Here is a 12,009-nt window from a genome sequence, read left to right as displayed (position 1 = left end):
GTATTGGTAACGTTCTTTACGTCGCTTTCTCAGAGTTCTTTCACAGCCGTGGTGTAAACAAATATCGGCAGTACTATTAATTAATGTACCGACACTACGTTAGAATGCCGCCGGTACACTGCTATTCACTGATGGAAATAAGGCTATGCGTGAAACCGCAGTCTTTACCTTAGTAGATGGCCGGCGGTCTTCCCTCACGTCACAGCCATGCTGTGGCGGGAACCGGACCCGGTAACTACCGGGCGACTATATCAGTATTCAATAACTAACTCAATGAGTTACGGGAGTGTAAGTGAGTTCAGAATCTGTCATCAATCCGACTGTGCGCTTGGTGACTGTCGACGCTGATTATGCGGGTCAGCGTATCGATAATTTCTTAATGAGAGAATTAAAAGGCGTCCCTAAGTCACGGATTTATAACTTATTGCGCCGTGGCGAAGTGCGGCTGAATAAATCGAGAGTAAAACCGGATCAAAAGCTGGCCTTTGGCGATGTGGTGCGCGTGCCGCCTGTTCGGGTTGCGGTTAGGGAGGGGGTTGTCGTCCCTGGTGGGCTTGATTCGAGTTTGCGGTCGGCTATTTTATACGAAGATGATGGCTTAATTATTATCAATAAACCTTCTGGACTCGCGGTGCATGGCGGAAGTGGCATATCCCTCGGTCTGATTGAGGCTCTGCGGCAAATGTATCCAGATCAGCGGAGCTTGGAGTTGGTGCACCGCTTGGACAGAGATACCTCCGGCTGTGTGATGGTTGCGAAGAAGCGCAGTGTGTTAAAGCAGTTGCACGAGCTGTTAAAGGCTCGCAAAGGGGTCGATAAGCGTTATTTGGCCTTGGTCGCGGGTAAGTGGCCGGTGCGTAAACAGCAAGTGAACGCGCCGCTGCAAAAAAATGTACTTAACTCCGGTGAGCGTATGGTGCGCGTCGAGCTAGACGGTAAGAAATCGCTCACTGAATTCACGCTGATAAAAAGGGTGGCGGGTGCAAGTTTAATTGAGGCGAAGCCAATCACCGGTAGGACGCATCAAATTCGCGTCCATTGCCAATACGCGGGTTACCCAATTTTAGGTGACGACAAATACGGCGATGATGGAGCGAATGCGCATTTCAAGCAGCTCGGCTTGAAGCGCCTGTTTCTTCATGCGCATTCCCTTTCTTTTACGCTTGATGGGCGGCGTGTCGATGTGAAAGCGCCACTCCCTAGTGAATTAGAAAAAATATTAGATAGTGCTGGTAGTGAATTGTAATGCTTATAATTTTTGATTGGGATGGGACGATTTTAGACTCCAGTGATAAGATCGTTTTTTGCATGCAGCAGGGCGCTAGAGATTTCGGCGTTCCGGTCTGCTCGGCAGACGAAATACGCAATATTATTGGCCTTGAATTAAGCTTGGCTATCGCCATGCTCTATCCCGAACTCGACAAAGCTGGTGTGGAGGCAATGCGTGGGTGCTATGTGGCGTGCTTTATTGAGGCGGATAAGCAGCCATGCCAATTGTTCCCAGGTGTTGAAGAAACCTTATTCGACCTAAAGGCTGCTGGGCACGATTTGTGTGTTGCCACAGGCAAGAGTCGCAGGGGGCTTGATCGGGTGTTTGCGGGTTTGGAGATTAGTGGATTGTTTAGCGCGAGTCGCTGTGCAGATGAGACTGCATCGAAACCAGATCCGCTTATGCTTCATCAATTGTGCACCGAGCTGGCAATAAGCCCCCGTGACGCGATTATGGTAGGTGATACCGAGTACGATTTGGAGATGGCAAGTCGAATTGCCATGCCGAGCGTGGGGGTTTCTTACGGTGCTCACAGTATAGAGCGGCTGCTGCGCTGGGAACCGCTGTCGGTGTTAGATGAATTCGCTATGCTGCTGCCCTTGGTTGGTATTCATCAGTAGGCTGAATCGGGGATTAAATAATTGCAAGGCCCTCCAGTCTCAGAAACTCGCAAAGTTTAATCAGGGGGAGTCCGATTAATGAGTTGGGGTCGTCACTGCGGATGCTGCTGAATAGGCTTATACCCAGCCCCTCCATTTTAAAGCTGCCTGCGCAATCAAAGGCCGGCTCCTTCTTTATATAGCTGTCGATTTCTCGATCGCTTAAATGCCTGAAATGCACTAACACCTTTTCGGTATGGCGGTGCATTGTATTTGTGGCGGTATTAAATACGCATAGTCCAGTATGAAATATAACTTCCTGACCAGAGCAGTGCTCTAGTTGTTGTTTTGCGCGCCCTGCATTTCCCGGTTTACCTAGAATTACACCATTGACATCGCAGACTTGGTCGCCGGCTATAATAAGTGCGTTGCTCTGGTTTACTGCTACGGCGCGGGCCTTTTCTTCGCTTAGTCTTGTTGCGATTGTGATAGCGTGCTCGTGAGGGTGTGCCGTCTCGTCGATCTCTGGTGCAATACATATTGGGTTCAAGCCAATTTGATTGAGAAGTCTCAGTCGGTATTGCGAGCTTGATGCTAGTATTAGGTTTGCTGGAGTCTGGCCATTTGGGTGCATCGATTATGGTTTCCGTAGTGATAGGGGGCGGGTTTGTGCATGCGATTGTTTGCATCGTGGGGCTACGTTGGTGATTTTATAGGCTTAGGCACAAGGTATAGTGCTTTTTGCCGCTAAGCCCCCAATAATACGGGTGTTTTTGCTTTGACAATAGTGTGCGAAGTCCCTATGATTGCGCGCCTATGCAAAGACAGCCCCTGCCCAAGTTTGTTGATGCTCGTAAATTTGTTGCGTCAGGCATGGAGATTCATGCTTATCGACAAGTTGATGGCCTCGATCTTTTCGTTGCCGGTCTCGCCAATAATAGCGGTTCGGTAGACGTTGATTTGCGCTTTTTTCGAGATGAGCAGGGGTTTAAGTGTATACAAGGTAATGCGGTTGCGCAGGTTGAAGTTATTTGTCAGCGCTGCTTAAACCCAATGCCTATATGCATTGAAGCTGAATTTAATTTAGCTATCGTGTGGACGGATGAGCAGGCCAAGGCGCTGCCAAAATCATTGGATCCTTTGATTTTGGAAGAGGAAAGTCTAGTGCTCGCTGATTTGCTGCAAGAAGAGTTAATCATAAATACTCCCTTTGTCAGCTTTCATGACGAAGAGTGTCGCGAATTTATACCTGAGCCAGAGCCGGTTGAGGTGGTTAGCGACATAGAGGAAGGTGAGAAGCCGTTTGCTATATTGGGGCAATTAAAGCCCCGCGATTAATCTTTAGTACGAGGAATTTTTAGGCCATGGCTGTTCAAAAAAGTAAAGTGACCCGTTCACGTCGCGGTCAGCGTCGTTCACATGATGCTCTAACTGGCGCAACGCTATCTGTTGATCAAACTAGCGGTGAAAAGCACCTTCGTCACAATGTGACTGCGGACGGATTTTTCCGTGGTCGCAAAGTTGTTGCTGGTAAAGACGACTAAATATTTGCGTGGCATCGCTGCGACTAGCCGTTGATGCAATGAGCGGAGACCACGGTCTTCGCTCTTCTCTCTCTGCCACACTCAATGCGCTGAACCGTAATTCAGCCCTTCATGTTTCTCTGGTTGGCGATGAGCCTGCCATTGTTAACGCGCTCGCCACAAAAAAATACGATCCTGCTCGCCTGCAAATTGTTCATAGTACAGACGTTGTCACAATGGATGACATCCCGTCGAAAGCACTTAGATATAAAAAGCAATCTTCGATGTATCGCGCTTTAGAGCTACTTCGTGACGGCAGCGTTGCGGGTGTTGTAAGTGCTGGTAATACCGGTGCGCTTGTCGCTATGAGTTGTATAATTCTAGATCGCTTACCCGGCGTTCGTCGCCCGGCCATTTGTGCGCCGGTGCCGGCTCACAATGGTGTAACCTATATGCTGGATTTAGGCGCCAATATCAGTTGTGATGCGGAGCAACTATATCAATTTGCGGTCATGGGCTCTGCGCTGGCCAAAGCGCTTGATGGCAGGGAGCGGCCACGTTTAGCACTGTTAAATGTTGGTGCTGAGCTGATCAAAGGCACTTCGGTAGTAAAAGAGGCAGCTGAGCTTATCTCGGCCAATCCTCAGCTTAATTATGTTGGATTTGCCGAAGGGAATGATATTTTTTCTGAGCAGATAGACGTGATGATCTGTGATGGATTTACTGGCAACGTGGCGCTTAAGGTCTGTGAAGGCACTGCCAATTTTATTCGCGGCCAGCTGAAAGCGAAATTTGTGCAAAGTCTCTACGGTAAGATTGCAGCCGTGGTGGTGAAGCCAGTGCTAAGTGCCTTTGCCCGAGAAATAAACCCGGATCGCTACAATGGCGCGGCTTTACTCGGCTTAAATGGCGTCGTTATTAAGAGTCATGGTAGCTCTGGCGCTGCGAGTTTCGAGTCGGCAATTCATAAGGCGGCAAAAGCGGTGGAGTGTCATCTACCGCAACTTATAGCTACCCAGATAAATACAACAGAATCGTAATAAATCGACATTAAGAAGGAATAGCAAATGAACACACAGCAACTTGCTCTGGTTTTCCCCGGTCAAGGGTCTCAGAAAGTCGGTATGCTGGCCGAGCTTGGCGAGTCGTTTAGTAGTATTAAAGCCACTTTCGCTGAGGCCTCAGATGCGCTGGGCTATGATATGTGGGACTTAATTCAAAACGGCGAACAAGCCCAGCTTAATCTAACCGAAACCACGCAGCCTGTTTTATTGACTGCGAGTGTTGCGGTTTGGCGTTTGTGGTGTGAGCAGGGCGGTATAAAGCCCGCGTTGCTTGCCGGTCATAGCCTTGGCGAATTCTCTGCTTTGGTTTGCGCCGGTGCACTTGAATTCGCTGATGCGGTCCGCTTGGTGCGCGCCCGCGGTCAGTTTATGCAGACTGCTGTTCCCGTTGGTGAAGGCGCCATGGCAGCGGTGTTAGGCTTGGATGATGCTCAAATAGTGCGGATTTGCGCTGAGGCGGCGCAGGGTGCTGGCGTAGTCGAGGCAGTAAACTTCAACTCGCCAGGTCAGGTTGTTATCGCTGGTCAAGTTGCAGCGGTCGATAGGGCGATCGAATTGCTTAAGGCTGCTGGTGCGAAGCGGGCTATGCCGCTCCCAGTGAGCGCGCCTTTCCATACATCATTGATGCGGCCCGCCGGTGAAAAACTGGCGTTAGCTCTGGCGGATATTTCTTTAAAAGCGCCGCTTATTCCCGTCGTTCATAATGTACACGGCAAGACTGAGTCTGACCCAGCAGTGATTAAGACGCTATTAGTTGAGCAAATTTACAGTGCGGTTAAGTGGGTAGGCTGTGTCGAGACAATGGTCGCCGCAGGGATTGAAACCACCATTGAGTGTGGGCCTGGAAAAGTGCTGAGTGGCTTAAATAAGCGCATTAATAAATCGCTGAACTGCTTCAATATTGAGTCGCCTGACAGCTTGGCAGCAGCGCTGGAATCAGTGAGCTAGGGCTTATTGCCTCAAAATACATTTTTAAGGAGTTTTATCATGACGGCAAAAATAGCATTAGTGACTGGGGCAAGTCGCGGTATAGGCCAAGCCATCGCCATCGCAGTTGGCAAATTGGGATATACAGTCGTTGGTACTGCTACGTCTGAGGGGGGCGCCGAGGCGATCACTGCACATTTTAAAGACGCGGGTATAGAGGGTGTTGGTATGATGCTGAATGTGTCTGATTCGGCGTCGGTAGAATCGGTTGTTAAATCGATAAATGAGCAATTTGGTGCGCCGTCGGTATTAATAAACAATGCCGGTATTACTAAAGACAATATTATGCTGCGCATGAAAGACGATGAATGGTATGACGTTATCGATACCAACCTCAATTCGCTTTACCGTTTAAGTAAGGCTTGCCTGCGTGGCATGACCAAGGCGCGCTGGGGCCGTATTGTAAATATAAGCTCAGTAGTGGGTGCCATGGGTAATGCGGGGCAGGCTAACTATGCCGCTGCAAAGGCGGGTATGGATGGGTTTACCCGTGCCTTGGCGCGTGAAATTGGCTCGCGCGGTATTACTGTAAATGGCGTGGCGCCGGGTTTTATCGATACCGATATGACTAAAAAATTGGGCGATGATCAGCGTGACGCGCTAAAAAATCAGATTCCGCTGCAGCGTCTTGGTAGCCCCGAAGAAATCGCAGGTGTTGTTGCGTTTTTGGTTAGCGATGCCGCAGCGTACGTAACGGGCGAAACTATACATGTGAATGGCGGCATGTATATGGCGTAAACATATGTTCAGGAAGGATTTTTCCTATCTGAGCGTGAATTTTTCATATTTTGCTATGCACAAGCGACGTTAGTCGCGGTAGAATGAGCGCCCAAGTGCTGGCAGTATGAAACACGATTTCGGCGGCTGCGCTTTTACTTAAGGTTTTGTACCTTGGCAAAGTAAAGAGCAGGCCCAAAATTTTAATTTTAATTAGGAGTCACCAACGACCATGAGTAGCATTGAAGAGCGCGTCAAGAAGATTGTTGCAGAGCAACTAGGTGTTAAAGAAGAGGATGTGTCAGAGTCTGCATCATTCGTAGAAGACCTGGGCGCAGATTCTCTGGATACGGTTGAGCTGGTAATGGCTCTGGAAGAGGAATTCGAAACAGAGATTCCTGATGAAGAAGCTGAGAAAATCACAACTGTTCGTTTAGCAATTGATTACATCAAAGAAAACCTTCAGTAATCAGTATGTAGCGGCCTAGCCGTTTAAAAAGCCGTTTCTATGTAATGTAGGGCGGCTTTTTTTATGCCTGTACGTACACATCTATAGAGTGAAAATTACGTATAATACGCGTAAAAATAAGCTCGGGAGTGGTTCATGACTAAAAGAAGAGTAGTCGTCACCGGTATGGGAATGATTAGCCCGCTCGGAAACTCGGTGGCAGAGACCTGGCAAAATGTATTGGCGGGGAAAAGCGGTATCGCATTGATTGATCGCTTTGATGTGTCTGAATTTACCACCCGTATTGGTGGTGCTATTAAAAATTTCGATGTTGCCGACTATATGGCCGCGAAAGAAGCAAAGCGCTTTGACCCATTTATTCATTACGGCGTTGCCGCTGCAGAGCAGGCGCTGTCTGATTCCGGCCTTGAAGTAACCGAATCCAATGCGCAGCGTATTGGCACTGCCATCGGTTCGGGTATTGGTGGGATAGGCTTAATAGAAAGTAGCCGAACAATTATAGATAAAAGCGGTCCGCGAAAATTATCCCCCTTCACCGTACCGGGTGCCATTATTAATATGGTAGCTGGGGTATTAGCGATTAAGCACAATTTACAGGGCCCCAGTATTGCCATAGCTACTGCCTGCACAACGGGTACGCACAATATCGGCATGGCGGCCAGAATGATCGCTTATGGAGATGCTGACGCCATGTTGGTTGGTGGTGCAGAAATGGCGACTACCCCCGTTGGCCTTGGCGGTTTTGCAGCGGCGCGTGCGATGTCGACCCGCAACGATGATCCGCAGGCTGCCAGCCGGCCTTGGGATAAGCAGCGAGACGGCTTTGTCTTGGGTGATGGTGCCGGCATGCTGGTTTTGGAAGAGTATGAGTTTGCAAAACGTCGCGGAGCCGAAATTCACGCGGAGTTGCTAGGATTCGGTATGAGTTGCGATGCGTTTCATATGACATCGCCACCAGAAGATGGGCGTGGTGCACAAGCTGCTATGCAAAATGCACTCAATGATGCCGGTCTGAATGCCGAAAAAATTGATTATATTAATGCTCACGGTACGTCAACGGTCGCTGGTGATGTCGCCGAAAGTAAGGCGATTGAGCAATTACTTGGGTCGGCAGCCGCTAAAGTGGCCGTGAGCTCTACTAAGTCTATGGTTGGTCATTTGTTAGGTGCGGCGGGTGCGGTAGAGGCGATATTTTCAATATTGGCGCTTCGCGACCAAGTAGCGCCGCCTACGATAAACTTAGACGAACCCGACGACGCATGTACGCTAAATTACGTTCCCAATACTGCGCAACAGCGCAATCTCGCCTACGTATTGTCTAATTCTTTTGGTTTCGGCGGTACCAATGGCAGTCTGCTATTTGGTCAATTGCAAAATTAATGGCGAAGGGCGCAGATTTAACGCTGATAAATGGCCAGTTTTGTAAAGATGTCTCCGTCGGTAATCGAGGTTTAGCCTATGGGGATGGGCTTTTTGAGACCATTCTTGTGCGCGACTTTCGGCCACTTTGGCTGGACGACCATCTTGCGCGACTAGTCAGTGGAGCAAAACAACTAAATATTCCCTGTGATGTCGCGGAATTAAAGCGAGATTGCGCTCGCTTGTTGGGCGATTTTTCGGAGCCGGCGGCAGCACTTAAAATCGTAATTACTCGCGGCGCGAGTATGCGGGGTTACACTCCTCATGCGGCACGTCCAGAGCGCATTGTTAGCATTGCTGCGTATACCCAAAATCGACAGTTATGGGATGACGGAATTGCCGTGGCAGTTTGCCAAACCCAGCTTTCATCCCAGCCTAAGCTGGCCGGTATCAAGCACTTAAATCGCTTGGAGCAAGTCTTGGCGGCTGAAGAGATACATCGTCGCGGATTCCACGAAGGGTTGATGACAGAGAGGGGCTTGGTTGTAGAGGGCAGTCGCAGCAACTTATTTATGGTTGTTGGCGGTATTTTGTTTACACCGTCCTTGAGTCGTTGTGGCGTAGACGGCATTATGCGTCAGCGTGTTTTAAAGCATGCCAATGCCTTGGGGCTTGAAACCCGCATAAAAGAGTTCGGTGTGTCAGCTTTGTGCAGTGCAGAGGAAGCCTTTGTTTGCAATAGTGTTTTCGGGATATGGCCAATTAGCAAAGTTGAATGCGTGCATATGCAAATTGGCCCAATAAGCCGCCTATTACAGCGGGAGTTTGATACCTATTTCTATCTATAAACTTTTTAAGGCCGCACTGGCGGTTCTATTCCCGTTTATACTGACGGTGTTAGCAGCAACGTGGTATCTCAATACCTATTTAAATCGTGAGCTACCCCTAACAGAGCCAACCGCGGTGTTTGTTCTGGCGCCGGGCACTGGCTTTTCAGCGATGGTAAATCAGCTTCAAGGGTTGGGCTGGGTTAAGCAGCCGCGGGTATTAAAGCTATACGGCCGGCTCAACCCTGCCGCAGCGGAAATAAAAGCGGGTGAATATCGCTTTGAGAAGGGAGCGACGTTAGCAGAAATGTTGGCGATGATGCGCGCTGGAGATGTTGTTCGACATCAATTAACGCTTCTTGAGGGGTGGACGGTGGCGCAGGCACTCTTGTATTTAGAGAGCCAAGAGTTACTGGTGAAACAAGCATTAACAAATGATTCAAGTTTATGGGAGGCGCTTGGTGTCGATGAGCCACTTGCAACACTGCCAGAAGGCCTGTTTTTTCCGGATACCTACGATTACCACCTCAATGATCAGCCGAGCAATATACTGCTACGTGCATATAAGCGCCTCCAGTTTGTACTGAATGAAGAGTGGGAGGCGCGCGAGGCTGGATTACCCTATGAAAATGCCTATGAAGCCTTGGTCATGGCGTCCATCATTGAAAAAGAAACCGGTGTGCCTGAGGAGCGGGCTCAAATAGCTGGTGTATTTGTGCGCAGATTGCGGATGGGGATGCGCTTGCAAACGGATCCGACCGTAATTTACGGCTTGGGTGATGTCTACAAAGGGAATCTGCGCGGCTCGCATTTACGTGACGAAAAAAATATCTACAACACCTATAAGCAGCAAGGTTTACCGCCGAGCCCGATAGCCTTAGCTGGCAGGGAGGCAATTCATGCCGCGTTACATCCCGCCGATGGCGATGCCATCTTCTTTGTTGCCAAAGGTGATGGTACTCACGCTTTTTCAGCCACACTCCAAGAGCATGAAGCGGCCGTTAAGCGTTATCAACTGAGTCAACGCAAAACCAATTACCGTTCTGCGCCACCGATCTCGGAGAAATAAATGACTGAGCAAGTGAGAGGCCGTTTTATTACTGTTGAGGGCACTGAGGGGGTAGGTAAATCAACGAATATCGCGTTTATTCAAGGGTTGCTTAGCTCAGCCGGCATTCAGCACATTGTAACAAGAGAGCCCGGCGGCACAGCCTTGGCAGAAGAAATTCGCAATGTGTTGGTTGTGCCCAGAGAGGAGCCAATGTGCGAACTTACTGAGTTGTTACTGGTTTTTGCCGCTCGCGCTCAGCATCTACAGGCACTTATTGAGCCGAATTTGGCCAAGGGCATCTGGGTGCTTTGTGATCGCTTTACCGATGCGACATTCGCTTACCAGGGTGGTGGTCGTGGATTATCGACCGCTGTTATCGGCCAGTTACAGGACTTGGTGCAGGGCGGCTTGCGACCAGATTGTACGTTGTTGCTTGATGCTCCTGTCGATGTGGGTATGGCCAGAGCGGGCGCTCGCGGCGCACTTGACCGCTTTGAGCAGGAAAAACAGGCCTTTTTTGAAAAAGTACGCGGGGCATACTTAGCGCGTGTTGCACAGGAGCCAGATCGGTTTGTGGTAGTGGATGCCAGCACTGATTTGCAAGTTGTTCAGGACAGTATCGCCAAGGCGTTGAGCTTGCAAATTGATAGTCACAAAGCTGCCTCTGACAAGGTAAATCTGGACGGTCGACATGGCTGAGCCGCTGCTTGCCTATTCTTGGCAAATGAGTCAATGGCATGACTTGCAGCGCTTGATTGAGTCTGGCCGTCTGCCTCATGCGCTCCTTTTGGCGGGGCCGGATTCGATAGGCAAGCTTCGTTTTGCTAAAGCCCTTGCCGGGTTTCTATTGTGTGAATCGCCTAGTCAAGTAGGCGCTTGCGGCCAATGCCGTAGCTGCCATTTTCAAATTGATGCTAGCAACCCTGACTATCGTGAAATTTGTCCTGACGAGGGCAAGCGCCAAATTGGTATCGATCAGGTTCGGGGCTTGCAGAGTTTTTCTGCGCAACACGCTCATCGTGATAAAGGCCGAAAAATCGTGATTATTCATCCTGCGGAAGCGATGAATGTGTATACGGCAAATGCCCTGTTAAAAACCTTGGAAGAGCCTAATTCAGGCACAATTTTAATTTTGATTAGCCACACTAGCAGTCAACTTTTGCCAACGATAAGATCGCGCTGCGTGCAATTACGGTTTGGTATTCCAGATTCTTCACTAGCGGAGTCCTGGTTACGTGACTATGTTGGCGATGCTGAGCTGAGTAAAAAATTGCTTCTAGAGGCGGGGGGGCGTCCCTTGGCGGCGAGGCAAACATTTGATGAAGATGGTTTGGCGGTGCGTGAAAGTTTTGATGCGGCGATGTCGGCACTGCTGGATGGCGGCAAAACGGCCTTGCAAGTTGCGCTAGAGTTAAAGGACAAGGATATATTGCAGGTTTTTGATTGGTGGTGCTCGCGATTGATGGAGTTGTCGCGTCACCAACTCGCGGGAGTGCCGCTGCTTGCTAATAGTTGGGCTAGTTATAAAAACTTGCCCGCAAATCTCGTAATGCAAACTTTGCAGCGGGGCTTGGAGTTGCGTTCAGGTTTTAGCCGCGGTGTAGCGTTGAATAAGCAGCTTGTTTTAGAAACTCTGTTTCTTGAATGGGTGGCATTGTGCAAGCGTAGTGCGGCATCATAGCTGTATTGCTATAGTAGTTTGTGTTTTTGACATAGTGTTTAGGTTATTGGGGTTGAGTGTATGAGTGGTGCGCAGGGTGCACGGAACGGAATTTTGTCCCTTACCATCAGAGACAAGGCGGTATTATACGCGGCCTATATGCCATTTATTCGCGATGGCGGCTTATTCGTGCCAACCACTAAACCTTATAAGGTTGGGGACGAGGTATTTATGCTTTTGACCTTGATGGATGAGCCCGAGAAACTTCCCATTGCCGGAAAAGTAGTCTGGATCACCCCGCGTGGTGCCCAAAGTAATCGTGCGGCTGGAATTGGCGTACAGTTTATCGGTGGCGACGGCGTTGCCAATAAAAAAATAGAGTCCTACCTAGCGGGTATTATGGAGTCGGACAAGCCCACACATACCATGTAAGTGCAAAACTGGCCGGCATCGGCCTGTCGTTAAACAAAAACTGTAAACGGA

Annotated in this window: 15 protein-coding genes; 14 read left to right on the top strand and 1 reads right to left on the bottom strand. The window is 49.4% G+C overall.

The annotated features are described in order from the left end of the window. The first annotated feature begins 292 nt into the window (after positions 1 to 292). Together rluC and KXJ70_RS00355 are read left to right on the top strand one after the other, a co-directional pair. Positions 293 to 1,246, top strand: coding sequence for a 23S rRNA pseudouridine(955/2504/2580) synthase RluC (gene rluC / locus KXJ70_RS00360; RefSeq protein WP_369409734.1), 954 nt, complete (start codon positions 293 to 295; stop codon positions 1,244 to 1,246). Then, positions 1,246 to 1,890 (top strand): HAD-IA family hydrolase, encoded by a 645-nt coding sequence (locus tag KXJ70_RS00355; protein WP_219041489.1) that lies wholly within the window; start codon positions 1,246 to 1,248, stop codon positions 1,888 to 1,890. Before rluC ends, KXJ70_RS00355 begins: the two co-directional genes overlap by 1 nt. Positions 1,891 to 1,903: 13 nt before the next feature. Here the strand turns inward: KXJ70_RS00355 and KXJ70_RS00350 are convergent, their stop codons facing one another. Continuing rightward, positions 1,904 to 2,503, bottom strand: coding sequence for a Maf family protein (locus KXJ70_RS00350; RefSeq protein ID WP_219041488.1), 600 nt, complete (start codon positions 2,501 to 2,503; stop codon positions 1,904 to 1,906). Positions 2,504 to 2,685: 182 nt separating this feature from the next. On the opposite strand from KXJ70_RS00350, the gene KXJ70_RS00345 reads away from it, so the two are divergent. The 12 genes from KXJ70_RS00345 (at position 2,686) to KXJ70_RS00290 (ending at position 11,958) form a co-directional block, all read left to right on the top strand. Further along, positions 2,686 to 3,207, top strand: a complete 522-nt coding sequence (locus KXJ70_RS00345) for a YceD family protein (protein WP_219041487.1) — start codon at positions 2,686 to 2,688, stop codon at positions 3,205 to 3,207. A gap of 26 nt (positions 3,208 to 3,233) precedes the next feature. Beyond that, positions 3,234 to 3,413, top strand: coding sequence for a 50S ribosomal protein L32 (rpmF, locus tag KXJ70_RS00340; RefSeq protein ID WP_103684678.1), 180 nt, complete (start codon positions 3,234 to 3,236; stop codon positions 3,411 to 3,413). Positions 3,414 to 3,421: 8 nt separating this feature from the next. Next, positions 3,422 to 4,432 carry a phosphate acyltransferase PlsX gene (plsX, locus tag KXJ70_RS00335; protein WP_219041486.1) on the top strand — a complete coding sequence of 337 codons (1,011 nt, stop codon included), beginning with the start codon at positions 3,422 to 3,424 and terminating at the stop codon, positions 4,430 to 4,432. A gap of 27 nt (positions 4,433 to 4,459) precedes the next feature. Next, positions 4,460 to 5,404, top strand: a complete 945-nt coding sequence (gene fabD / locus KXJ70_RS00330; protein ID WP_219041485.1) for an ACP S-malonyltransferase — start codon at positions 4,460 to 4,462, stop codon at positions 5,402 to 5,404. A 39-nt stretch (positions 5,405 to 5,443) separates the two neighbouring features. Further along, positions 5,444 to 6,181 (top strand): 3-oxoacyl-ACP reductase FabG, encoded by a 738-nt coding sequence (gene fabG, locus KXJ70_RS00325; RefSeq protein ID WP_219041484.1) that lies wholly within the window; start codon positions 5,444 to 5,446, stop codon positions 6,179 to 6,181. Between the two features lie 211 nt (positions 6,182 to 6,392). Then, the gene (gene acpP / locus KXJ70_RS00320; protein ID WP_103684682.1) at positions 6,393 to 6,629 is read left to right on the top strand and encodes an acyl carrier protein; all 237 of its coding nucleotides are present in this window, start codon (positions 6,393 to 6,395) and stop codon (positions 6,627 to 6,629) included. A gap of 135 nt (positions 6,630 to 6,764) precedes the next feature. After that, positions 6,765 to 8,009, top strand: coding sequence for a beta-ketoacyl-ACP synthase II (gene fabF, locus KXJ70_RS00315; protein WP_219041483.1), 1,245 nt, complete (start codon positions 6,765 to 6,767; stop codon positions 8,007 to 8,009). Then, positions 8,009 to 8,836, top strand: coding sequence for an aminodeoxychorismate lyase (pabC, locus tag KXJ70_RS00310; protein ID WP_219041482.1), 828 nt, complete (start codon positions 8,009 to 8,011; stop codon positions 8,834 to 8,836). The genes fabF and pabC overlap by 1 nt, the downstream gene beginning before the upstream one ends. Beyond that, the gene (gene mltG / locus KXJ70_RS00305) at positions 8,814 to 9,884 is read left to right on the top strand and encodes an endolytic transglycosylase MltG (protein ID WP_255558143.1); all 1,071 of its coding nucleotides are present in this window, start codon (positions 8,814 to 8,816) and stop codon (positions 9,882 to 9,884) included. The genes pabC and mltG overlap by 23 nt, the downstream gene beginning before the upstream one ends. Continuing rightward, positions 9,885 to 10,565, top strand: a complete 681-nt coding sequence (gene tmk / locus KXJ70_RS00300; RefSeq protein ID WP_255558142.1) for a dTMP kinase — start codon at positions 9,885 to 9,887, stop codon at positions 10,563 to 10,565. It abuts the gene before it with no gap. Next, positions 10,558 to 11,547: a DNA polymerase III subunit delta' gene (locus KXJ70_RS00295; protein WP_219041481.1), complete on the top strand. Its 990-nt coding sequence runs from the start codon at positions 10,558 to 10,560 to the stop codon at positions 11,545 to 11,547. Before tmk ends, KXJ70_RS00295 begins: the two co-directional genes overlap by 8 nt. 60 nt (positions 11,548 to 11,607) lie before the next feature. Further along, entirely contained in the window at positions 11,608 to 11,958 is a 351-nt protein-coding gene (locus KXJ70_RS00290; protein ID WP_219041480.1) for a PilZ domain-containing protein, read from the top strand. Positions 11,959 to 12,009: the final 51 nt, after the last annotated feature.

This window comes from Zhongshania aquimaris, assembly GCF_019312595.1.
GTDB classification, from domain to species: Bacteria; Pseudomonadota; Gammaproteobacteria; order Pseudomonadales; family Spongiibacteraceae; genus Spongiibacter; species Spongiibacter aquimaris.
This window is presented reverse-complemented; position numbering and strand designations above follow the sequence as displayed.